At 69.2% G+C, this 23,179-nt stretch carries 20 protein-coding genes and 1 pseudogene; 12 read left to right on the forward strand and 9 right to left on the reverse strand.

The genetic code is table 11. From position 1 onward, the window contains the following. Positions 1-607: 607 nt before the first annotated feature. The 3 genes from HYQ63_RS15460 to HYQ63_RS15470 form a co-directional block, all read right to left on the reverse strand. A complete protein-coding gene (locus HYQ63_RS15460; protein WP_179934341.1) occupies positions 608-1,909 on the reverse strand; it encodes a GNAT family N-acetyltransferase in 1,302 nt (433 codons plus the stop codon). A 294-nt stretch (positions 1,910-2,203) separates the two neighbouring features. Further along, entirely contained in the window at positions 2,204-2,971 is a 768-nt protein-coding gene (locus HYQ63_RS15465; RefSeq protein WP_218929568.1) for a SpdA protein, read from the reverse strand. 330 nt (positions 2,972-3,301) lie between these two features. Beyond that, on the reverse strand, positions 3,302-3,862 hold the full coding sequence (locus HYQ63_RS15470) for a MarR family winged helix-turn-helix transcriptional regulator (protein ID WP_257231873.1): 561 nt from the start codon (positions 3,860-3,862) through the stop codon (positions 3,302-3,304). A gap of 301 nt (positions 3,863-4,163) precedes the next feature. Here HYQ63_RS15470 and HYQ63_RS15475 point away from each other — a divergent pair, with 301 nt between their 5' ends. The 4 genes from HYQ63_RS15475 (at position 4,164) to HYQ63_RS15490 (ending at position 10,304) form a co-directional block, all read left to right on the forward strand. Further along, a complete protein-coding gene (locus HYQ63_RS15475; RefSeq protein ID WP_179934342.1) occupies positions 4,164-7,991 on the forward strand; it encodes an amino acid adenylation domain-containing protein in 3,828 nt (1,275 codons plus the stop codon). 17 nt (positions 7,992-8,008) lie between these two features. After that, positions 8,009-8,233 carry a tautomerase family protein gene (locus tag HYQ63_RS15480; RefSeq protein ID WP_179934343.1) on the forward strand — a complete coding sequence of 75 codons (225 nt, stop codon included), beginning with the start codon at positions 8,009-8,011 and terminating at the stop codon, positions 8,231-8,233. A gap of 14 nt (positions 8,234-8,247) precedes the next feature. After that, entirely contained in the window at positions 8,248-8,988 is a 741-nt protein-coding gene (locus HYQ63_RS15485; RefSeq protein WP_179934344.1) for an arylmalonate decarboxylase, read from the forward strand. A gap of 92 nt (positions 8,989-9,080) precedes the next feature. Continuing rightward, positions 9,081-10,304, forward strand: coding sequence for an MFS transporter (locus HYQ63_RS15490; protein ID WP_218929569.1), 1,224 nt, complete (start codon positions 9,081-9,083; stop codon positions 10,302-10,304). Between the two features lie 35 nt (positions 10,305-10,339). Here HYQ63_RS15490 and HYQ63_RS15495 read toward each other — a convergent pair whose 3' ends face one another. Both HYQ63_RS15495 and HYQ63_RS15500 read right to left on the reverse strand, forming a co-directional pair. Further along, positions 10,340-11,383 carry a hemolysin family protein gene (locus tag HYQ63_RS15495; RefSeq protein WP_179934345.1) on the reverse strand — a complete coding sequence of 348 codons (1,044 nt, stop codon included), beginning with the start codon at positions 11,381-11,383 and terminating at the stop codon, positions 10,340-10,342. Then, a complete protein-coding gene (locus HYQ63_RS15500) occupies positions 11,380-12,693 on the reverse strand; it encodes a hemolysin family protein (protein ID WP_179940135.1) in 1,314 nt (437 codons plus the stop codon). Before HYQ63_RS15500 ends, HYQ63_RS15495 begins: the two co-directional genes overlap by 4 nt. Positions 12,694-13,562: 869 nt before the next feature. Between HYQ63_RS15500 and tgmA the strand changes: the two genes are divergently transcribed. After that, positions 13,563-13,754 carry a putative ATP-grasp-modified RiPP gene (gene tgmA, locus HYQ63_RS15505; RefSeq protein ID WP_055552772.1) on the forward strand — a complete coding sequence of 64 codons (192 nt, stop codon included), beginning with the start codon at positions 13,563-13,565 and terminating at the stop codon, positions 13,752-13,754. A 24-nt stretch (positions 13,755-13,778) separates the two neighbouring features. Then, positions 13,779-14,711: an ATP-grasp ribosomal peptide maturase gene (tgmB, locus tag HYQ63_RS15510; protein WP_179934346.1), complete on the forward strand. Its 933-nt coding sequence runs from the start codon at positions 13,779-13,781 to the stop codon at positions 14,709-14,711. An 18-nt stretch (positions 14,712-14,729) separates the two neighbouring features. On the opposite strand, the pseudogene HYQ63_RS15515 reads toward tgmB, so the two are convergent. Both HYQ63_RS15515 and HYQ63_RS15520 read right to left on the reverse strand, forming a co-directional pair. Then, positions 14,730-15,692 (reverse strand): annotated as a pseudogene (locus tag HYQ63_RS15515) (zinc-binding alcohol dehydrogenase family protein); the annotation flags it as partial. A 78-nt stretch (positions 15,693-15,770) separates the two neighbouring features. Further along, positions 15,771-15,992, reverse strand: coding sequence for an MbtH family protein (locus HYQ63_RS15520; protein ID WP_179934347.1), 222 nt, complete (start codon positions 15,990-15,992; stop codon positions 15,771-15,773). Between the two features lie 119 nt (positions 15,993-16,111). Between HYQ63_RS15520 and HYQ63_RS15525 the strand changes: the two genes are divergently transcribed. The 3 genes from HYQ63_RS15525 to crcB are packed head-to-tail and all read left to right on the forward strand — an operon-like array spanning position 16,112 to position 17,267. After that, positions 16,112-16,567, forward strand: coding sequence for a CrcB family protein (locus HYQ63_RS15525; protein WP_179934348.1), 456 nt, complete (start codon positions 16,112-16,114; stop codon positions 16,565-16,567). Then, the gene (locus tag HYQ63_RS15530) at positions 16,564-16,896 is read left to right on the forward strand and encodes a DUF190 domain-containing protein (protein WP_179934349.1); all 333 of its coding nucleotides are present in this window, start codon (positions 16,564-16,566) and stop codon (positions 16,894-16,896) included. The genes HYQ63_RS15525 and HYQ63_RS15530 overlap by 4 nt, the downstream gene beginning before the upstream one ends. Beyond that, complete coding sequence (crcB, locus tag HYQ63_RS15535; protein ID WP_179934350.1) at positions 16,893-17,267, forward strand: fluoride efflux transporter CrcB; 375 nt, start codon at positions 16,893-16,895, stop codon at positions 17,265-17,267. The genes HYQ63_RS15530 and crcB overlap by 4 nt, the downstream gene beginning before the upstream one ends. A 51-nt stretch (positions 17,268-17,318) precedes the next feature. On the opposite strand, the gene HYQ63_RS15540 is transcribed toward crcB, so the two are convergent. Next, entirely contained in the window at positions 17,319-18,254 is a 936-nt protein-coding gene (locus HYQ63_RS15540; RefSeq protein ID WP_179934351.1) for a LysR family transcriptional regulator, read from the reverse strand. 83 nt (positions 18,255-18,337) lie between these two features. On the opposite strand from HYQ63_RS15540, the gene HYQ63_RS15545 reads away from it, so the two are divergent. From HYQ63_RS15545 to HYQ63_RS15555, 3 genes are read left to right on the forward strand one after another with little or no spacing between them, the layout of a single operon-like run. Next, complete coding sequence (locus HYQ63_RS15545; protein WP_179934352.1) at positions 18,338-19,084, forward strand: succinate dehydrogenase cytochrome b subunit; 747 nt, start codon at positions 18,338-18,340, stop codon at positions 19,082-19,084. Between the two features lies 1 nt (position 19,085). Further along, positions 19,086-21,068: a fumarate reductase/succinate dehydrogenase flavoprotein subunit gene (locus tag HYQ63_RS15550; protein WP_179934353.1), complete on the forward strand. Its 1,983-nt coding sequence runs from the start codon at positions 19,086-19,088 to the stop codon at positions 21,066-21,068. Continuing rightward, complete coding sequence (locus tag HYQ63_RS15555) at positions 21,065-21,823, forward strand: succinate dehydrogenase/fumarate reductase iron-sulfur subunit (RefSeq protein ID WP_179934354.1); 759 nt, start codon at positions 21,065-21,067, stop codon at positions 21,821-21,823. Before HYQ63_RS15550 ends, HYQ63_RS15555 begins: the two co-directional genes overlap by 4 nt. A gap of 91 nt (positions 21,824-21,914) precedes the next feature. Here the strand turns inward: HYQ63_RS15555 and HYQ63_RS15560 are convergent, their stop codons facing one another. Further along, positions 21,915-22,853 (reverse strand): sulfotransferase, encoded by a 939-nt coding sequence (locus HYQ63_RS15560; protein ID WP_373689090.1) that lies wholly within the window; start codon positions 22,851-22,853, stop codon positions 21,915-21,917. Between the last annotated feature and the right edge of the window lie 326 nt (positions 22,854-23,179).

A 23,179-nucleotide genomic window follows, 5' to 3' on the forward strand; every position in this document is an offset into this window, starting at 1 on the left:
CCGGCACAGAATATCAATCGACGGCGCGTCGACCGACCAGATGTCAACAGTACCCAGCCAGCTGCTTTCACACCCAGGCCTACCAGCGCAGAGACCTCAAGGGCTCGCGGCTCTATGGTGCCCATCCGATGCATCCGATGGCCTCGCGTTGCCGTTCGCCAACGGATTCCGGGGACCCCAATCGGCAAGAAGCCCGTAGCGGGGCGCGCTTCAAGCTCCACCTCCCCGCCCGAGGGGATCGGAAACTGAGGGCCATGCAGACACTTGATCACGGCTTGTTTGTTGGAAAATACCCGCGGGCACAGACTCCCTGCAGATTTAATAATTGGCAATCTTAGGAGAATGGACTTTACAGAACTTCGCCTTATTTCAGCGCCGGACTACAATAAGAGAATGAAGTCGACCCGGGCGCCCTCGTAGGCCTTTACGACCATCGTAAGTTTCGCATCCCACGGCTCGACGAATTCTAGGAACCGTACTGCAGCGACTTCCTCAGTTCGTGCGAGGCAGATCAAATGAGACGGGACACTTCAGCACCGGCGACCTTACGGTTCCGCTAGCCTCGCTCTCCAACTTGCTGATGGTGCGGGGCGCTCAAGCGGACGGATCAGCTGACCCAGATACCCCCGGGCGAGATCCGGCGCGCGAGGCGTCGGCCAGCGGAGCTGATCGGCGTCGACCAGGACACATCGGCGACCTTGCACCCGAAGTCGTCGGCGAGTACCTCCACGAGCGTGGCACCAGTGCCCTGGCGGCGGTAGGTATCCGCCACCCAGATCAGATTGATGCGCGGGCGCAGCGCGCCGTCCTCGTCGCCGTACTGCGACCCGTCGATCAGATCCCAGCGGTAGTGCTCACTGGTGTCGTGGGCCGCTAGGTAACCGATGATGTACCCGTTCGCCTTCAATAGATACGCCCGCACGTTGTCCGGGGTCTCCTCGGGCTCATCAAGGTGAGACCACGAGTTGAAGTCGTAGTGGTTCTCCTTCTGCGGCATCCGTGCCACCTGATAGGCCAGCCTCCGCCACGAGATAGGCGACTGTGACCTGACGACAGCCAAGTCGCCCAACCACATCAGGCTTTTGGGGGCTCGGATGCCTAATGCCCACGCCGCGTGATGAGTGGTGTGCCCCTTACCCCCGTCCTGGGACTCCCGCAGGCTCATGCCGCAGGCGCACTCCCCGCTATTCGGCGTCTCCACAGCGCGGAACTGAACGGGTGTCGCGCCGTGGCTGAGGTCCTGGTCTCTGCCGCCCACCCAGGGCCGGATAGGCGCTTCCTCCGACTCGGCATAACCGGTCCAACGGTCCACCCACCCGGGGTACTGCTCTGGGAACTCCTCCCGCAGCTGCTTCTCGAAGGGCGACAACGTAGGGCGAACCCAGACACTACCGGCGGTCGCCCGGCCATTGAGGCGCACTCCGCACTTTTTGGCCTTGCCCCGCAGGAACCTCAGGAACGCGCCAGGCGGCGCGTTGAAGTGGACGCCACGGATCAGCTCCCGCTCGCCGGGAGCGAGCCACTCATCGATGGGGAGCGTCAGTCGGTCGGCGAGCGTGTGGAACCTGCTGTAGTCGTGGTCGAGCTCGGCTACGCGCAGTGCCTCGACTGTGGCCTCGACATGTGGGAACTGCACGAACAGGGTGACCCAGCGTGGGCCGCTCCCCCAAGAGAAGTCGCCCGGATAACCGTCGTACCAGATGCGGTCGATTGACGCGTCGCGCACCCTGTCCACGGCGTCTTTGTATGCCGTGGACAGCTCAGGGTCGCGCCCCAGCGAAGTCGCGGCGTCGACGTACCCATCGCGGTCGAGGTCGACCGTGGCGTACCAGCGGTGGAACCGGACTCGGATCTTCCGGGTGCGCCAGTCGCGTGGATCAGGGTCAAGGTAGGCAGTTCGCTCCGTCATGCGCTCAGCTCCGTAGCTCAACAAAGATCGGTTGTTGGAGGTCATACAGATTGCGACACGGCCCTACAAGGGCACTATCAGGCGAAGGTGGTGTACTTCGTTGTTGTAACGCGGCACTGCCGACCGCGCGGCCCTCATACAACACAGCGCCAACGCGAGTGAAATCTCGTGAGTCGCTCCTCTGCCAGGGTGCCGAACGACGCGAAGTCCACCTGCGCTCAACGACTTCGAAGGCGGTCGCGTCACCACGTGGGGCATCAAGAAGATCTCCTCGCATGCCGCCATGTGGAAGGCTCACTCATCTGTCAGGCCTTCCTCGCCTGCACCGTCGACCTGGCGGCCGGAGTGAGCGATCGAGCGGCCGACCTCGACGGACGATGCCTCGACCGCCAGATGATCGGTCCTTGTCGAACGCACGGCGGCTACCAGCATCCGGGACCGGGCCGCACCGACACGCAGTCGTTTCCGCAGTGTTTCAGCCGAGATCGGCCGCTGATACGCCTCCCAATGCCACGCGTCTTCCACCAGCGCACGATCGAGCAGATCGTCCCCACCAGGCCTGGGCTGACCTCGCTGATCACCTTCGTCCGGGGCGTGCGACTGGCCAACGTTATCCCCGGCCGGCTCAGTCATCTCCGCAGCGTGCCCTACGGGGTACTCCTGGACCTCCGCCCCTGGTGACGACTCACTCCCGCCACCACTGATGGCTTGCAGCAGCCCCGGTCCCACCTCTGCCCAGCCGATCAGCAGCAACGGCCCGACCGCATCGAAGGCGGCTTTACCCTTCTGACCGGCCAGCAGCGGGTCCGTCACGTTCAGCGCCAAGGTCATCAGGCTGGAGAAGACCAGCAGCCGACGCGCCGGTCGAAGCTGCTCCCGGCCCGCCCCCTGGAGGGCGAGATACCGGGTTCCCAGCAACAGCCCCAGCACGGAGAGGTCCACTGCCGGAGCCACCAGCGGCGCAACCCATGGCGGCACCCCCAACCGCAACGCAAGGGTCCACACATTTCCAAAACCGAACAAAAAGGTCAACCCTACGACCGCAGCCATGATTATCGTCACTGCCCGGAGGGTGATCCTCCGTTCGACGGAAACCCTCCCACTGCTGGTATGTGTCGCCCTCGCGCCGGCCATCAGCGAGCCCCAGACTGCACCGAGGGCTCAAAACTTCCCTTGATCACCAACCTGCCGACGAAATTCCGCAGGTGAGGACCGCCATCCTTCTGTGTGGCGCCCTGCCGGGGGCGCCACTGGCTCACCGCCGGCTGGGCCGCGCGGCCCAGCCGCGTCGGCCCCGGCCGCCGCGCACACCGATGGCCCCGGGCTTGTGTGAACTCCTGACGAAGGTTGACGCACCGCCGGGCATCCCGGAGTTCACACGGCGCCCGCCGCCTAGGGAGCAGGAGGCGTGTCGCCCAGGGAGAGCAGCAGCTTGCGCATCAGGTCGGACAGCTGCTCCTGTTCGGCCCGGTCCAGGGCGCTGAACAGGCGTTCTCCGTTGAGGACATGGCCCTCCACCGCGTTGTCCACGAGATCGAAGCCCTCCTGGGTGAGTGAAATCACCATGCGGCGGCGATTGGTGGCGTCGAGTTCGCGGTCGACCAGGCCGCGACTCACCAGCCGGTCGACCCGGTGGGTCAGCGCCGGTGGCTTGATCATCATGGTCGCGGCCAGGGCTTTCGGGGACAGGGCGTACGGCGGGCCGCTGCGGCGCAATGTTGCGAGCACATCAAATTCCCAGCGCTCCATGCCCTCGGCCGCGAGGTACGCCACCACGCCCTGCTCGACCAGCCGGGCCGCCCGGAAGAGCCGCCCCATCATCGCCATGGACCAAACGTCCAGGTCAGGGCGGGTTTCCGCCCACTGCTGAAGGATGCGGTCGAGCGCGTCCTCCCCCTGCCCCTGCGGCTCGTTCACCTCTTCGGCCCCGCCACTTCGAGGTGAGTTCAACATCGAACTATTTGACATGAACCAAGCCTACTTTCTACGGTCAGTGGCTGTCAGACAGCTCTGGGTACGCAACGGGGGTCACCTCCGGCCACACCCATGAGCACACCAACCCTCGTCCATGCCCATTGCCGGCGCCAGGCCCGGGGCGCCTACCGGCCGAAGGCTCCGGCAGGGCCATGTCTGGGGTGACCACCGAAGACCTGAACAGACCAGTCTCGTCATAACTGCTTGATCACATCCGACGGCGTTCGAGCCCACGAAGCCATCGCCGGAAGCCATCAACAGAGACACGGGAAGGTTCTTCATGCCTGTCGGAAGCCACACCACCCTGCCTGCGCTCCTTCGCGCACAGGCCACGACACGACCCGACGACATCGCCGTCGTCGCCGACGACGCCCACCTCACCTACGGCGGCCTCCTCGACCGAAGCGCCCGGTTAGCTCGTCGGCTCCAGGAGTCCGGCGTGCGCCGCGACCACCGCGTGGGGCTCTTCGCCGATCCGTCCCTCGACCTCATCGTCGGCGCATGGGGCATCCTCGGCGCCGGTGGGGCGTATGTGCCGCTCTCCCCGGAGTACCCCGAGGAGCGGCTGCGCTTCATCATCGACAACGCCCGCGCGCAGGTCATCGTCTGCCAGACGCATCTGGCCGACCAGCTGCGCCAACTCGCCCCGGCCGACACCGTCGTCCTCACGGTGGACGAGGCCCTGGCCGACCAGCCGACCGGGCCACCGCCGCCACTGCCCGACGCCCCGGAGGAGCCGCAGCCCGACGGGCTCGCCTATGTGATCTACACCTCCGGGAGCACCGGCAAGCCCAAGGGGGTGATGGTCGAACACCGCAGCATCGTCGCCCAGCTCGGCTGGCTCCAGGAGTACGGGCACCTGGGCGGCGGCACCGTCATCCTCCAGAAGACCCCGATGAGTTTCGACGCCGCCCAGTGGGAGATCCTCGGCTCGGCGTGCGGCGCCCGCGTGGTGATGGGCGCCCCGGGTGTCTACCGCGACCCGGAGGGGCTGATCGACACGATCGACCGCCACCGGGTGACCACCCTCCAGTGCGTCCCGACGCTGCTCCAGGCCCTGGTGGACACCGAGCGGCTGGGCGACTGCACCAGCCTGGTCCGGGTGTTCAGCGGTGGTGAGGCGCTCACCAGAGCACTGGCCGCCGAGTTCTTCGCGACGCTGCCGACGGCGCGGCTGGTGAACCTGTACGGACCCACCGAGTGCACCATCAACTCCTCGGCGTACGAGGTCGCCCCGGCCACCGTGGACGACGAGCCCACCGTCATCCCCATCGGCACCCCGGTCAGCCACACCCGCTACCACGTGCTGGACGAGAACCACCGGCCCGTGCCGCAGGGCGAGACCGGTGAGCTGTACGTCTCGGGAGTCCAGCTCGCCCGCGGCTATCTGCACCGGCCCGAGCTGACCGAGGAGCGTTTCCCGCACCTCGCGCCGGAGCCCGGGCAGGACCCGGTGCGGCTGTACCGGACCGGCGACCTGGTGTCCCGGTCCCCCGACGGCACCGTCCACTTCCTCGGCCGCACCGACAGCCAGGTCAAGCTGCGCGGCTACCGCGTCGAGCTGGACGAGGTCGCCCGCACCATCGAGAACCACGCCTGGGTCAAGCGGGCCGCCGTCCTCGTCAAGGACGACGCGCGCACCGGCTCCCAGAACCTCGTCGCCGCCGTGGAGCTGAACCCCAAGGAAGCCGCCCTGATGGACCAGGGCAACCACGGCTCCCACCACCAGTCCAAGTCCAACAAGCTCCAGGTCAAGGCCCAGCTGTCCAACCCCGGGCTGCGTTCTTCCGAGCAGCTCGCCGGGCGGACCCAGGTGGACCTGCCGGGCCGCGACGCCGGCCCGGAGCTGCGCCGGGAGGCGTTCGCCCGCAAGACGTACCGCTTCTACGAGGGCGGGGACACCAGCCGCGCACGCATCCTCAAGCTGCTCGACCACGGTGTCGATCCGCTCTCGTCCCGGCCGCTGGGCGAGCTGACCCTGGAGGGGCTGGGCCGGATCCTGCGTTCCTTCAGTCAGTTCCACAGCGAGGAGCGGCTGCTGCCGAAGTACGCGTACGCCTCGCCCGGCGCGCTGTACGCGACCCAGATGTATCTGGAGATCGCGGGCATCGGCGATCTGCCCTCCGGTATCCACTACTACAACCCGCTGGACCATCGGCTCACCCTGATCCGCCGCGTGGAGGGCGGCGGATCACCGCGGCTGAAGGTGCACTTCGTCGGCAAGCGCCAGGCCATCGAGCCCGTCTACAAGAACAACATCCTCGAAGTCCTGGAGTTCGAGACGGGCCACATGGTCGGCCTGTTCGAGCAGGTGCTGCCCGCCCACGGCCTGGCCATCCATCCGGACGGGTTCCGGCCGGAACTGCTGCCGCTGTTCGACGTGGCCGAGGACGACCACTACCTGGGCACCTTCGACATCCGGCAGAGCGACGGCCGGCAGCCGGAGGACCCCACCGAGATCTACCTCCAGGTCCACCCCGGGAAGGTCACCGACCTGCCGGGTGGTCAGTACCGCTACCAGGACGGCGACCTGGAGAAGATCTCCGACGAGCTGGTGCAGAAGAAGCACGTGATCGCCATCAACCAGGCGGTGTACGAGCGCTCCAGCTTCGGGATCAGCGCCGTCAGCCGGGCCGCCGAACCGTGGCTGGAGTACATCGCGCTCGGCAAGAAGCTCCACCACCTCCAGGCCAACCAGCTGGGGCTGGGGCTGATGTCCTCCGGCTACAGCTCCAAGAGCGGCAATCCCCTGCCCGCCTCGCGGCGTCTGGACAGCATCCTGACCGAGTGCTCGATCCCGACCGGCGCCTCCTACTTCTTCGTCGGCGGCCGGATCTCGGCCGAGCAGGAGGCGAGCGAGGGCATGGGCGAGGACGTCGTCCACATGAAGGGCCCGACCGAGGTGATCAGGGACGACCTGGCCTCGTATCTGCCGGACTACATGCTGCCCAACAAGGTCGTCGTCCTGGACGCGCTGCCGCAGACGGCCAACGGCAAGATCGACGTCAAGGCGCTGGCCACCTTCGACGAGCTGTCCCAGGGGCTGGAGAGCCGCGCTTTCGTGGCGCCGGAGACCGACACCGAACAGGCCCTCGCCGAGCTGTGGGCGGCGGCGCTGAAATACGAACCGGTCTCCACCGAGGACAACTTCTTCGAGGCCGGGGGCAATTCGCTCATCGCCGTGACGCTCGTCAACCGCGTCAACAAACGGTTCGGGACCCGGCTTCCGGTGCAGGTGCTCTTCGAGGCGCCCACGGTCGGCCGGCTCGCCCGTCATATCGACGGCACCGCCGGAGGGGAGATATCGCGGTTCCTGCGGCTGCATTCCGAGGGCGCCAAGTCCCCGGTCTTCTGCTGGCCGGGCCTCGGCGGCTATCCCATGAATCTCCAGCAGCTCGCCTCGGGCGCCGATGTGGACCGGCCGTTCTACGGAATCCAGGCGCACGGCATCAATGACGGCGAGACGCCGTACGCGACGATCCGGGACATGGCCGCGGCGGATGTGGCCGAGATCCGGAAAATCCAGCCGGAAGGCCCGTACACCCTGTGGGGCTATTCCTTCGGCGCCCGGGTCGCCTTCGAAACCGCATGGCAGCTGGAGGACGCGGGGGAACGGGTGGAGAACCTGTTCCTGATCTGCCCCGGAAATCCCAAGGTCCGGGAGACGGACGGGGAGCAGTACGGGCGTGAGGCGACGTACCGCAATCCGGCCTACCTCACGATCCTCTACTCCGTCTTCACCGGCGGCATCAGCGGGCCCGACCGCGATCGCTGCCTGGAGACGGTCCGGAACGAGGACGAGTTCGTGGCGTTCATCCACGACCTGCTCCCGCAATTGGACGAAGCGCTCATCCGCCGCATCACCCGGATCGTGGAGGCGACGTACGAATTCGAGTACAGCTTCCGCGAACTGGCCGAGCGCGAGCTGAACGCACCGGTGACCATCTTCAAGGCGACGGGTGACGACTACTCGTTCATCGAGGGCAGCTCGGGCTATTCCGCGACGCCTCCGACCACGGTCGAACTGGTCGGGGACCACTACAGCGTGCTGAAGGAAAAGGGGGTCGGCGAACTCATTTCGGCCATCCACACCCGCCTCGACAACTGAGCCCCACGGAGGAAGACGTGCCTCATCTCGCCATCAAGCACTTCCCCCGGGACGTCGGCGAACAGCAGCGGAAGCAGCTGGCCGAGGAGCTGACCGCGCTCGTGGTGCGGCACTTCGAGGTCCCCGAGGGCGCCGTCTCCATCGCGCTGGAGCAGGTGGACCAATCGTCATGGAACGACGCCGTCATCGTTCCGGAAATCATAGAGCGGAAGCACCTCCTCATCAAGGCCCCGAATAATTAAGTAAGGAGCGCGATATGACCGACTGCCTCGGACCCCGTCTCAAAGTCGGCGTGGTCCTTCCCGCGACCAACACCTCCGTCCAGCCGGAAATGGAAGCCATGCGCCCCGAAGGGGTGACCAACCACACCGGGCGCATGCAGACCGAGGACACTTCGCTGACCGGTGGCATCGAGGATCTGGTCAGCAGTTACCGGGAGGCGACCCATCGGGCGATCGGCAGTCTGCTGCCGTGCAAACCCGACTGCTTCGTGGTCGCTTTCTCCCCCGAGATCTACTGGGACGGGCCCGGCTCCCAGGACGAGGTGGTGGCTTCGATGAAGTCCGCCAGTGGGGGACTTCCGGTCACGATGAGCCCGGACGCCTTCACCACGGCGCTGTCCCATTACGGCGCCCGGCGGCTCGGCGTCATCACCCCGTACGTTCCGGCCGGTGACGACTCGGTGAGCCGGTTCTTCACCGAATCCGGATATGACGTGGTGTCGATGACGGGGCTGGGTTGCAGCAGCCCCGAGCGGATCGCACATGTGCCCGAGCCCGAATTGCGCGAAGCCGTGAAGGCCGTCGACACCCCGGATGTGGAGGCGATCGTGCAGGTGGGCACCAATATGGCCATGATGCGCGTTGCGGCCGGGGCCGAGGAATGGCTCGGCAAGCCGGTCATCTCCAACAACACGGTGCTCTATTGGCGGGCGCTGCGGCAGAACGGCATCCCCGACCGCATCAGGGGATTCGGCTCCCTGGCCGCCGAGTACTGAGCCCCCGTACGAAGAATCCTCGTACGGAAAACCGGCCGGGCGGGGGCGGGTTCGCCCCCGCCCGGCCCTCCATAAAAGACAGGGAGAACTACGTGAGCACTACCGGCAGTGAGAAGACTGCCATGGACCCGCAGCGGGTCATCGAGGACGACCGGCTTCCCATAGGAAAGCTGCTGGCGCTGACCACGGCCGGATTCCTGGCCATCATGACCGAGACGACGCCCGCGGGCCTCCTCCCGCAGATCGGCGACGGCCTCGGCGTCTCCGAAGGGCTGGCGGGACAGCTCGTCACGCTCTACGCGATCGGTTCCGTGGTGGCCGCCATCCCCGTCATCGCCGCCACCCGCAGCATGCGCCGACGGCCGCTGCTGCTCCTCGCGGTCGGCGGGCTGCTGGTGTTCAACACCATCACGGCGCTGTCCACCAGCTACGAACTCACCCTCGCCGCCCGCTTCATCGCCGGTATGGCGGCCGGAGTCGTCTGGGGGCTGCTCGCCGGATACGGCCGGCGGCTGGTCCCCGAACACCTCCAGGGCCGGGCGCTGGCCATCGTCGGGGTGGGCCAGCCGGTCGCGCTGACGCTCGGGGTCCCGCTGGGCACCTGGCTCGGGTCGCTGTTCGACTGGCGCGGAGTGTTCTGGATCATGTCCGGCGTCGCACTGCTGCTGATGCTCTGGATCCGCGCGCTGGTCCCGGACTTCCCCGGGCAGAGCGCCACCGAGCGGCAGCCGATCCGGAAGATCTTCCTCATGCCGGGCATCGGCGCGGTGCTGGCCGTGGTGCTCCTGTGGATCCTGGCCCACAACATCCTCTACACCTACATCGCCCCGTTCCTGGAGCGGGCCGGTCTCGGTGCGCGCGTCGACCTCGCGCTGCTGGTGTTCGGAGCCTCGGCGATCGTGGGGATCTGGCTCACCGGAATCCTGGTCGACCGCAAGCTGCGCCCGGTCACCCTGCTCAGCCTCGCCGGGTTCGCGCTCGCGTCCCTGGTGCTGGGGGTCGCGGGTACGTCCGTACCGCTGGTGTTCCTCGGCATCGTCGTCTGGGGGGTGACGTTCGGCGGCGCGCCCACGCTGCTCCAGACCGCCAACGCCGACGCGGCCGGGGACGCGGCCGACGTCGCGCAGTCGATGTTCGTCACCGTCTTCAACCTCGCGGTCGCGGGCGGCGGGGTGTTCGGCGGTCTCCTCCTGGAGTCGGCCGGTGCCGGGTCCATTCCCTGGGTGCTGCTCGGGCTGACCCTCCTGGCCACCGCCGTGGTCGCCCTGGCCCATCGGCACGGCTTCAAGCCCGGCCCCCGGGTGACCGACGGCTGAGCCAGTCGTGAGGGGGCAGGGCCCGCACCGGCCGGTCAGGGAGCGTCCGACGCCGCCTCCCCCACCAGTTCCTCCAGGACGTCCGTCATGGTCACGAAACCGAGGACGGTGCCGTCGTCGCCCGTCACCGCCGCCAGGTGGGTGCCCGCGCCGCGCATCACCGTCAGCGTGTCGTCCAGCGGGGTGTCGGCCGGCACGCGGGTGACGGTGTGCAGGGCGGCGTGGGGGAAGGGCCGGTCGCGGTCGGTGACGCCGAGGGTGTCCTTGATGTGGAGGTACCCCAGAACGGTGCCGCCGGTGCTGCCGCGGCCGTCCGGGCCGGTGACCGGCAGCCGGGAGAAGCCGGAGGCGGCCGCGGTGCGCTCCAGCACGGCGGGGGTGACCCGGTGGTCGACGGTGACCATCTCGCCGAGCGGGACCAGGATGTCGCCCGCCCGCCGGGTTCCCAGCTCCAGGGCGTCGCGCAGCCGCTCGCTGCCGGAGGCGTCGAGGAGGCCCGCGTCGCTGGAGTCCCGTACCAGCCGGATGAGTTCGGCGTCGGTGTAGACCGATTCGACCTCGTCCTTGGGCTCGACCTTCAGCAGTCGCAGCAGCCCGTTGGCGAAGGCGTTGATGCCGAAGACGACGGGGCGCAGCGCGCGGGTGACGGCCACCAGGGGCGGGCCGAGGAGCAGCGCGGTGCGCTCCGGGGCAGCGAGGGCGATGTTCTTGGGGACCATCTCGCCGATGAGCATGTGCAGATAGGTGGCCGCGGTCAGGGCGAGGACGAAGGCGATCGGGTGCACCAGGGCCTCGGGAACGTGGACGGCGGCGAACACCGGCTCCAGCAGGTGGGCGATGGCCGGTTCGGCGACCGCGCCGAGGACGAGCGAGGAGATGGTGATGCCCAGTTGGGCGGTGGCCAGCAGGGCGGACAGGTGCTCCAGCGCCCACAGCACGGTGCGGGCGCGCTTGCCCCCGTCCCTCGCGTGCGGTTCGATCTGGCTGCGGCGCACGGAGATCAGGGCGAACTCGGCGCCGACGAAGAAGGCGTTGGTGAGCAGGGTGAGGGCGCCGATGGCCAGCTGGAGAAGGGTCATCGGGCGTCCTCCTCCACCGCGGCGGAGGCCGGGGCGGTGATGCGTATGCGGTCGGCGCGGTGGTGGTCGACCTTGAGCACGGTGAGCTGCCAGCCGTCGGTCTCGATGCCGTCGCCCGCCTCGGGGATGCGCTTCAGGGCGGTGGCCATCAGGCCCGCGACGGTCTCGTACGGGCCCTCGGGCACGGTCAGGTCGATGGCGGACAGCTCGTCGAGCCGTACGGCGCCGTCGGCCTCCCAGGTGCCTGGCCCGGCGGGCACCAGGGCGGGGGTCTCGTCGGGGTCGTGTTCGTCGCGTACGTCGCCGACGACCTCCTCGACGATGTCCTCCAGGGTGGCGACACCGGCGGTGCCGCCGTACTCGTCGATGACGACGGCCATGGTGTGCGCGCCGCGCAGCCGGTCCAGCAGCCGGTCCACCGGGAGGCTGTCGGGGACGAGCAGCGGAGGGGTGGCCAGTTCGGTGACCGGGGTGGTGGCCCGGCGGGCGGCGTCCAGCGCGAGGACGTCGCGGATGTGCACGGTGCCGACCACCTCGTCCAGGCTGGCGCGGTAGACGGGGAACCGGGACAGGCCGGTGGCCAGCGTGAGGTTGGCGGCGTCGGCGGCACTCGCGTGCGCCTCCAGCGCCTGCACGTCCACCCGCGGGGTCATCACGTTCTCGGCGGTCAGCTCGCCCAGGTGCAGCGTACGGACGAACAGCTCGGCCGAATCGGGCTCCAGCGCGCCCTCCGCGGCCGAGTGACGGGCCAGCGCGACCAGTTCGTCCGGGGTACGGGCCGACGCCAGTTCCTCGGCGGGCTCCAGTCCGGCGCGGCGCACCAGGCGGTTCGCGGTGTTGTTGAGGTGGTGGATCAGCGGGGCGAAGGCGGCGGTGAAGCCGCGCTGGGGGCCCGCGACCACCTTGGCCACGGCCAGCGGCCGGGAGATCGCCCAGTTCTTGGGCACCAGCTCGCCGATCACCATCAGCACGACGGTCGACACCGCCACGCCCAGCACCGAGGCCACGGTCGAGGCGGCCGAGCCCAGCCCGGCGGCGCGCAGCGGGCCGTGCAGCAGGGCGGCCAGCGAGGGCTCGGCGAGCATGCCGATCACCAGCGAGGTCACGGTGATGCCCAACTGGGCGCCGGACAGCTGGAACGTCAGCTTCCGGGCGGCCTTGAGCGCGCTTCCGGCGCCCCGCTCCCCCTCCGCGGCGGCGCGCTCCAGCTCGCCGCGCTCGACCGTGGTCAGCGAGAACTCCGCGGCGACGAACAGCGCACAGGCCAGGGTCAGCGCCAAGGCCAGCAGGACCAGCAGCACTTCGGTCAGCACGCCGGTCCCCTTCCCATGCGCTCGGCAAACCGCTCAGAGGCGGATACGGGGGCGCATACGGGCGCGTACGCATCGGAAACGGGGCGAGGGGTACTGGGAGGCTCGTCCATCGCGGGGACCGCGACTCCTTCGTGACTCAAGGGACTGTTGGTAAAAGAACGGTAAAGCACGACCCGCGGTTCCCGCCCGGCAGCCCGACACCCCGCTCTGGCAAGGGCCCCGGGGAAGTGCGGGCGACACCCGGCCAGGTGGCCGAATTGATCCACCCGTGACATGGGCGTGGGAGTTGCTTTACCCGGCCGGAGCGTTCGGTCCGGCAAGAACAGTGAACGGCGCACAGAGAAGGAGTGAACGCCACGATGGTGTTCAAACGACTACCTGGCCCATTCGGTGTCGACGGGCCCACGGCGGACCCGGCACCGGCCGCCGGTCCGGTGCGCACCGGCGGGCCGCTGCGGGGCGAGGCGCACGAGACCCAGCTCACACCGGCGCTGAGCTGCACCCCCGCGGCCAAGGCGATCGAAGTGGCGTTATCGGCCAACCCAGGCGACCTGAATGCCGTCTTGGATGCCGACAGACAGGGCGGGTTGTTCGCGGAGGGGCACGGCCCCCGCCGTAAACGCGGAGGTGAAGGCATGGATCCGGCAGGTGACCTGCCGTCACGCGGGGACCGTCGCAGCGCGGGCCGAGACCCGGAACCGGGTCAGCGGTAATGGAATTGCGCGGGTGGTGTGACGTACTTCATGCTGTCACAGATCTGACATAACAGCGCGTAGCGAGACTCCTACCAATTTAGTACGTACTGTTGTGTGATGGTGAAGCTCATCTCGAAACAAGCGAATCCCGTGGAGCATTAGAGGTCAGTCATGCAGCCCTTCGCCCTGAACCATGCGGTCCCAGCCGACCAATCCCCGGCTGTCATTCCGTACTCGTACAACGCCGCCCTACAGTTGAATGTGCTCCCCGATGGGCGCCCCGCCATCTCGGACCGGGGGGTGCTTCTGGAATGCGGCACGACGACCTCCACGGCGGGCTCCAAGACGCACTTCGACGACTGACCACCCCACCGACCTCAGACGTCGATGACGGTACTCATCCTGACCTGCCAGGAGGATGTGACAGCGGACCTGGTGGTGGCCGAATTACGCGAGCGGAATGTCCCTCTGCTCCGCTTCGATCCCGCTGACCTTCCCGGGCAGGCAGGGATCTCGACCGAATTCGAGCGCGGTGACTTCACCGGCTATCTGTCGACCGACGGCCGCCTGGTCAGCGTGAACAGCCTGCGATCCATATGGGTGCGCCGCCCGGGGCAACCGGCGGCGCACGCCCCCGAGCCCTCCGAGTGGCTGACCGCCGAGTGCGGTCAGGCCCTGTACGGAATGTTGTATTCCACCGAGGCGCGCTGGATGAACCACCCCAGTGCCGCCCTGTTGGCACGTTCCAAACCGTGGCAGTTGCGCACCGCCCACCGCAGCGGATTCGCCGTTCCACCGACGCTCATCACCACCTATCCACGCGCGGCCAAGGAGTTCGCAGGTCAGTTCAAGGACATCGTGGTGAAGACCGTCTCGGGCCCTCCCCCGGTCAATCCCCCAATAGCGCTGCCCACCACCCGTATCGACCCCGAGACGGATTTCTCGGGCGTCGCGGCAGGTGCCACACTTCTTCAGCGCTATATTCCCAAAACGGCCGATATCCGCCTGACCTGCGTCGGCGGCCGTTTGTTCGCCGCCCGGAAGGCCGCAGCTTCCGGGCAGGTTGATGGGAGGTATGGTTTCTATGGCCATCTATGGGGCGCGGTGGACGTTCCCCACCGGATCGCCCAGGCCGTCCGGGAATATATGACCCTCGGCGGCCTCGCCTACGGCGCATTCGACTTCGCCGAGGACGAGGACGGCACCTGGTGGTTTCTGGAGTGCAATCAGGGCGGCCAGTTCGGGTTCATCGAGCTGGAGACCGGCCAGCCGATCGCCGCCGCCATCGCCACCTGGCTCGCCGCGCCCCGTCCCGCCTAAGACGGCGAGTACCGCGACGCCGTTCACCCGGTCGTTCGCGAGGTCGTCCAGCGCGGTGTCCGCGTGGGCGAAGGGGTAGCGGGTGACCGTGGCGCGGATGTGGTGGGCGGCGGCCGCGATGAGGAACTCGCGGCCGTCCTCACGGGTGTTGGCGGTGACGCTGCGCAGGGTGCGTTCGTGGAACAGGTGGCGCTCGTATCGCAGGGTCGGGATGTCGGAGAGGTGGATCCCGGCGACGCTCAGCGTGCCGCCCGCGTCCAGGGCCTCCAGCGCCACCGGCACCAGCTCGCCCGCCGGGGCGAAGAGGATCGCGGCGTCCAGCGGTTCGGGCGGCCGTTCGTGGGCGTCACGGGCGGAGGCGGCGCCGAGTTCGAGGGCGAGGGCCCGGGCGGCGGCCGATCGGGTCAGCACATGGACGACGGCGCCGCGCGCAATGGCGACCTGGGCGGTGAGGTGGGCGGAGCCGCCGAAGCCGTAGATGCCGAGCCGTCCGCCCGCCGGTAGCTCGGCGCGGCGCAGCGCGCGGTAGCCGATGATGCCTGCGCACAGCAGCGGAGCCAGTTCCTCGTCGGCGTATCCGGAGGGCAGCTCGTAGGCGTACCCGGCCGGTACGGTGACGTACGGGGCGTAGCCGCCGTCCGCGTCCCAGCCGGTGTAGACGGACGAGGGGCACAGGTTTTCCTGGCCGCGCACGCAGAAGCGGCAGCGGCCGCAGGTGCGGCGCAGCCAGGGGACGCCCACCCGGGCGCCGAGCCCGGGCCCGGCGGCCCGCTCCCCCGCCGCGATCACCTCGCCGACGGCCTCGTGCCCGGGGACGACGGGGGTGCGGTGCGGCGGCAGATCGCCGTCGCGGACGTGGAGATCGGTACGGCAGACCCCGCAGGCCCGGACCCGGACCAGCAGTTCGTCGGCCGCCGGGCGCGGAATCGGCAGCTCCGCTTGGTCGATCCGGCCCGGCGTACGAACCACCCAGGCGCACATGGTGCCCGGGATGTCAGCATTCGCACCCGTCACACGCCCAACGTAACGCCGTGGCGGGGAGGAGTGCGGCGCCGACGGTCAGGCCGTGGTGGGGTTGTCCATCGCGGTCGCGAGGCTCTTCGGACGCATGTCGGTCCAGTGCTCCTCGACGTAGTCCAGGCACGCCTGGCGGTCGTCCTCGCCGTGCGCGACGGTCCAGCCCTCGGGCACCTCGGCGAAGGAGGGCCACAGGGAGTGCTGGCCCTCGTCGTTGACCAGCACGACGTAACGGCCGTCGGGGTTGTCGAACGGGTTACTCATGGGCTGTCTCCTCGCTGTCTCAGCTGCTGTCCGGCACGCCTCACGATCTTCCGGCCCTGACGGTACCGGCCGAGGACACGCGGCGTGAAGCGGTGCCCGCACGTCGTAGCCTGAGCCGTATGGCGGAGGGCACTCGACGGTCGCGGCACGGCGCGTGGCACGGGCAGGGGCCGGTGGTGTGCGTGGTCGCCGTCGGCGGCGCCATCGGCGCGACCGCCCGGTACGGGGCGTCCCTTCTGTGGCCGACCCCGGCGGGCGCCTTTCCCTGGACGACGCTGCTGGTGAACGTGGTGGGCTGCGCGCTCATCGGCGTCCTCCTGGCGCTGATCGGCGAGGTGTGGGCGGCCCACCGGCTGGTGCGGCCCTTCGTCGGCACCGGGGTGCTCGGCGGGTTCACCACCTTCTCGACGTACGCCGTGGACTTCCGGCAGCTCGTCGTGGACGGCCACGCCGCGACCGGGGCGGCCTATCTGGTGGCGACGCTGCTGGCGGCGATGGCCGCGGTATGGGGCGCGGTGGTGGGCACCCGTCGGGTCGTCGGGGCCGTGAGGGCGTACGACGGGAGCACGGGATGAACGCGAACGGACTGAGGCTGACCGTCTTCGTCGGCGAGAACGACACCTGGCACCACAAACCGGTCTTCGCCGAAATCGTGCATCGCGCGCACCGGGCTGGGCTGGCGGGGGCGAGCGTGTTCCGCGGGGTGGAGGGGTTCGGCTCCTCGTCGCTGGTCCACAGCTCGCGGCTGCTGTCGCTCAGCGAGGAACTGCCCGTCTGCGTGGTGATCATCGATACGGAGGAGCGGGTGCGGTCCTTCCTGCCCGAGCTGGAGGAGATCGCCGGCGACGGTCCGGTGATCCTGGACCCCGTCGAGATCGTGCGGTTCCCGGAGCGTGACCGGTGAACTGGCTCCTGGTGGTGGCCGGCGGGATGGTCGGCGCCCCGCTGCGGTATCTGACCGACCGGATGGTGCAGTCCCGGCATGACTCGGTGTTTCCCTGGGGGACGTTCGTGGTGAACGTGGTGGGCTGCGCGGTGCTGGGGATGCTGACCGGCGCGGTGGCGGCGGGGGCCGCGTCGTCGCAGGTGCAGCTGCTGCTGGGGACGGGGCTGTGCGGCGCACTGACCACGTACTCGACGTTCTCGTACGAGACGCTGAAGCTGGCCGAGGGCGGGGCGCGCGGTTTCGCGGTCGCGAACGCGGTGGGCAGTGTGGTGGCGGGGGTGGCGGCCGCCTTCGCGGGCGGAGCGGCGGCCACGGCGCTCTGGGGCTGACCCCGCGCAGGCCCGGTTGCGCGGGTGCACCCATCAGGTACGCCGCGCAGGTCAGGGCAGCAGGCGAGTGCCGGGCGGCAGGCCCGGGAGGGCGTCCGCGTCGGCCGAGCGCAGATACGCCAGCAGCACCCGGCGCAGCTCGCGCGCGGCCCTCGGCGGGGCGACGTCCTTGCGGTGGGCGACGGCGATGGTGCGCCGCATCGCATGGCCCGCGAAGGGCGTGACCCGCAGTCCCGAGCGCGCCGCCACCATCTCGGGGAGGACGGCGATGCCGAGGCCCGCCCGTACGAACCCGAGCACCGCGTCCATCTCGCCGCCCTCGACCGTGAAGGACGGTTCGAAGCCTGCCGCCCGGCACGCGGCCGTGGTGAATTCCCGCAGGTCGTAGCCGCGGCGGAACATCACCATCGGCCGGTCGCGAAGGTCCTCGACCCGGATCCGGCGGGCTTTCGTGGGTGGCGGGGCCGCGGGCGAGGAGGCGACCACCAGCTCCTCGCGCAGCAGCTCGGTGGCGGCGAGGGCGGGAGCCTGGCCGGGCAGCGGGGTGATGATCAGGGCGAGGTCCAGCTCACCGGCGGCGAGGGTGCGCACCAGGTCCTGGGAACCGCCCTCGTCGATGATCAGCTCGATGCCCGGGAACGCGTCGTGGAAGCGGCGCAGCACATCCGGTACGAGGCTGGCGCACAGGCTGGGCGGGGCGCCGAGCCGCACCCGGCCGCGCCGCAGCTGGGCGACCTCCTGCACCTCGCGGCGCGCGGTCTCGGTGTCGGCGAGGATCTGGCGGGCCAGCGGAAGCAGCGCCTCCCCCGCGTCGGTGAGGGCGATGTGGCCGCGCGCGCGGTGGAAGAGGTCGGCGCCCAGCTCCCGTTCCAGCGCCTTGATCTGCTGGGACAGCGACGGCTGGGCGACATGGAGCCGTTCGGCGGCGCGGGTGAAGTGGCGGGTGTCCGCGACGGCCGCGAAATAGCGGAGCTGCTGAAGCTGCACGCAGCGATAATAGGCATCGACTATGGAATCCAGCCATAGCATGTCTTGGACTGATCACACGGCCGCTGCCTAGCGTCACAGACATGGCACTGGCGACACGGACGGACACGGGCCACGACCGGCGGCCCGGCCAGAAGCGGAAGCCGCCGCGGAAGCCGTCCCTCATCGGCTCCGTGTGGCGGTCCACCATCGGTAAGAAGGCCGTGATGGCCGTCACCGGGCTGATCATGCTGGCCTATCTCGTGGCCCACATGTTCGCCAACCTGAAGATCTTCTTCGGGCCGGACGACCTCAACGGCTACGCACACTGGCTGCGCACGCTGGGCGAGCCCTTCCTCCCGCACGAGGGGTTCCTGTGGCTGGCCCGCGTCGGGCTGCTGGCCTCCGTCGTCCTGCACGGCGTGGCCGCGTACCAGCTCAGCCGCCGGGACCTGGCGGCCCGGCCGCGCGGCTACGCCCATCAGCGGCGGCGGGCGAGCTACGCCACCCGCACGATGCGCTGGGGCGGGGTGATCCTCGGGCTGTTCATCGTCTGGCACATCCTGGATCTGACGACGCTCACGGTGAACGAGCGCGCCGAGCCGGGCCATCCGTACGAGAACGTCGTGGCGACCTTCTCGACCTGGTACGGCAACACCATCTACATCGTGGCGATGCTCGCCCTCGGCCTGCACATCCGGCACGGCTTCTGGAGCGCCGCCCAGACCCTCGGGGCGGGCCGGCCACGCCGCGACCGGGCCCTCAAACTGGCCGCAAACGGCCTGGCCGCCATCCTGACCTGCGGCTTCATCGCGGTGCCCATCGGGGTGATGAGTGGAGTGGTGAGCTGAGATGAACACGTACACGGACTATGCGACCGGTGCGCCGATCGCCGACACCAAGGCCCCCGAGGGCCCGATCGAGGGGCGCTGGGACCGCCGCCGCTTCGAGGCGAAGCTGGTCAACCCGGCCAACCGCCGCAAGTACACGGTCATCGTGGTCGGTACGGGTCTCGCGGGCGGGGCGGCCGGGGCGACGCTGGCCGAACAGGGCTACCACGTCGTGCAGTTCTGCTACCAGGACTCGCCGCGCCGGGCGCATTCCATCGCCGCCCAGGGCGGGATCAACGCCGCCAAGAACTACCGCAACGACGGCGACTCCATCCGCCGCCTGTTCTACGACACCGTCAAGGGCGGCGACTTCCGCGCCCGCGAGGCGAACGTCCACCGGCTCGCCCAGGTGTCGGTGGAGATCATCGACCAGTGCGTGGCGCAGGGCGTGCCGTTCGCCCGCGAGTACGGCGGTCTGCTGGACACCCGCTCGTTCGGCGGCGTCCAGGTCTCCCGCACCTTCTACGCCCGCGGCCAGACCGGTCAGCAGCTGCTGCTCGGCGCGTACCAGGCGCTCAGCCGCCAGATCGCCGCCGGGAACGTGGAGATGCACGCGCGCACCGAGATGCTCGACCTGATCGTCGTCGGCGGGCGGGCGCGCGGCATCGTGGCCCGCGATCTGATCACCGGGCAGGTGTCCACCCACTTCGCGGACGCCGTGGTGCTGGCCTCCGGCGGCTACGGCAACGTCTTCTACCTGTCCACGAACGCCAAGAACTCCAACGCCACCGCGATCTGGCGGGCCCACCGGCGCGGCGCCTACTTCGCCAACCCCTGCTTCACCCAGATCCACCCCACCTGCATCCCGCGCTCCGGCGACCACCAGTCGAAGCTGACGCTGATGAGCGAGTCGCTGCGCAACGACGGCCGCATCTGGGTGCCGAAGGCGAAGGGTGACACGCGTCCGCCCGCCGAGATCCCGGAGGACGAGCGCGACTACTACCTGGAGCGCATCTACCCGGCGTTCGGCAACCTCGTGCCGCGCGACATCGCCTCCCGCGCCGCGAAGAACGTGTGCGACGAGGGGCGCGGGGTGGGCCCCGGCGGACAGGGCGTCTACCTGGACTTCGCGGATGCCATCGGGCGGATGGGCCGGGCGGCGGTCGAGGAGAAGTACGGCAACCTCTTCGAGATGTACCAGCTGATCACGGCGGAGAACCCGTACGAGGTGCCGATGCGCATCTACCCCGCCATCCACTACACGATGGGCGGGCTGTGGGTCGACTACGACCTCCAGACCACGGTGCCCGGGCTGTTCGCGATCGGCGAGGCCAACTTCTCCGACCACGGCGCCAACCGGCTCGGCGCCTCCGCCCTGATGCAGGGCCTGGCCGACGGCTACTTCGTCCTCCCGGCCACCATCAACGACTACCTCGCCCGCCATCCGCACGACGAGGTCGACCCGGCCCACCCGGCGGTGACCGAGGCCCTGGTGTCGGTGACCGACCGGCTGCGGCGGCTGCTGGAGAACGACGGCGACCGCACCCCCGACTCCTTCCACCGGGAGCTGGGCGAGCTGCTGTGGGACGAGTGCGGCATGGCCCGCACCGAGACCGGGCTGCGCAAGGCGCTGGACCGCATCCCGGCGCTGCGCGAGGAGTTCTGGCGGCGGATCAAGGTGCCGGGCCGTGGTGACGAGCTGAACCAGTCGCTGGAGAAGGCCAACCGGGTCGTCGACTATCTGGAGCTGGCCGAGCTGATGTGCCTGGACGCGCTGCACCGCGCCGAGTCCTGCGGCGGCCACTTCCGCGAGGAGAGCCAGACCGCGGACGGCGAGGCGGCCCGCGACGACGAGGCGTTCTCGTACGTGGCGGCCTGGGAGTACCGGGGGTCCGGGGGTCGCCCCCCGGGAGAGCACAGCGGCGGCACGGGCCGCGCGCCCGTGCTGCACCGCGAAGACCTGGTCTTCGAGTACGTCCACCCCACCCAGCGGAGTTACGCATGAGGCTCACCCTGCGGATCTGGCGCCAGCGCGGCCCCGAGGAGCCGGGCGCCCTGACCGTGTACGAAATCGAGGACATCTCGCCGGAGATGTCCTTCCTGGAGATGCTCGACACCCTCAACGAGCAGCTGATCCTGCGTGGGGAGGAGCCCGTCGCGTTCGACCACGACTGCCGCGAGGGCATCTGCGGGGCGTGCGGCATGGTGATCAACGGGCAGGCGCACGGCCCGGAGCGCACCACCACCTGTCAGCTGCACATGCGGCACTTCCGGGACGGCGACACCATCGACGTGGAGCCGTGGCGCGCCGCCGCCTTCCCCGTCGTCAAGGATCTGGTGGTGGACCGGTCGGCGTTCGACCGGATCATCGGCTCGGGCGGTTTCATCTCCGCCCCGACCGGGAGCGCCCCGGAGGCGCATGCCACGCCGGTGCCGAAGCCGGTCGCGGACACCGCGTTCGAACACGCGGAGTGCATCGGGTGCGGGGCGTGCGTGGCGGCTTGCCCCAATGGTTCGGCGATGCTGTTCACCTCGGCGAAGGTGACGCATCTGAACGTGCTGCCGCAGGGGCAGCCGGAGCGCGAGTCCCGGGTGCTGGACATGGTCGGCACGATGGACGAGGAGGGCTTCGGCGGCTGTACGAACACCGGTGAGTGCGCGGTGGCCTGTCCGAAGGGCATCCCGCTCCAGTCCATCTCGACCATGAACCGGGAGTTCCTGCGGGCGAGCCTCAAGAACGGTGGCCGCGGGGCCCGTTGAGCAGGCTGACGGGGCCTGCTGAAAGGACCTGCCGAAAGGGGGACGCCCGGCAGCGGTCTCCGGCGGGGCCGGTGCCGGGCGAAACGTGTGGCTACGGGTGGGTGGCCAGGGCGCGCGTCCCGGGGGCGCAGGCGTCGAGCAGCGCGGCCCGCTCCTCCTCGGACAGCTTCAGCGCGTTGCCGCGGCGGCCGCTGTCGAGGAGTGCGGTCGCCGCGTCCAGCCAGGCCGGGAGCGGTTCCACACCGAGGAATTCGGCGAGCCGGACCAGTTCCTTCTCCGGCTCGTCCAGCAGGGTCTCGAAGGACATCGCGGTCCGCAGGGAGTCCGGGACCTCTTCCAGCTTCGCCAGGCCGTCGATGATCGTTTCGGACCACAGGGTGCCGAACTCCGCCAGCGGGATGTGGCGTTCGGTCACCAGGGCGGGGTCGTACCGGTCGGCCAGCAGCGGAGCGAGGTCGGGCGGGAGCTGGGCCGCGTGCGCGGGGGTCAGCTGGTACGGGGAGTCCAGGCCGCAGTGGTCCGCCATCTCCCGCAGCAGCGGAATCATGCGGAAGCTGTAGTGGCGGCTCATGGAGACGGCGCAGTCGGGGCCCTCGCGGTAGAGGTGGACGAAGCGCGCCTCGGGGAAGCAGCGGCGCATCTCCGGAACCCGGCCGATGGACAGGCCGGTCCGCTCCACGACGGTACCGGGGTCGCCGAACCGGGCGGCGAGGGCGGCGAACAGGGCCCGCCAGTGGTCCGCCGGGGCCCGGGTGGGCCAGGCGGTGACCACGGACTCCAGCTCGTCCAGGAGGGCGTCGGGGTCATCGGTCAGATGCGGGAGGACCATGACGCTGATGGCGGGTATGCCCGTGGTCTCGGCGTCGTACCGCCGCTTGGGCAGCCGGGGGTAGAGGAACTCCGGCGTCGTCGCCCCATTTTTGATCATGCTGTTGGTGACCGGGTTGGGACGACAGAGATACCCCCAGAACTCCGGTCCGCTCAGGGGAGTCTCGCTCAGCACTTCCGGGTCGGGAATACTGGCGAACAATTCACTGATGCTTAGCACGTCCGGGTGAAGATTGACGACCTGAGACATAGCCGTCGAGCCACAACGGCCCGTCCCGACGATGAACGTCAAGTTCTGGTTGACCACGCGCGCTTTCCTCCCGATCGGTCGAACTCCATTGGACACCATGGGCTGCCCCGGGGATCCCGTGGTGTCCAACTGGTGAAACACACCTAACAGGACACTGTGGGGCGCCAGCCGGTCCCCGCCCCCTCCACACCTTTGCCCAACCTTCACATGCATGACGTCCGTTACCCCAGGTCACCCCAGCCTCACCTGCGGGGAAGCCCAAACCTAGATGTACGAGA

Origin of the sequence: Streptomyces sp. Rer75 (genome assembly GCF_013414305.1) — a bacterium.
Lineage (GTDB): Bacteria > Actinomycetota > Actinomycetes > Streptomycetales > Streptomycetaceae > Streptomyces > Streptomyces himastatinicus.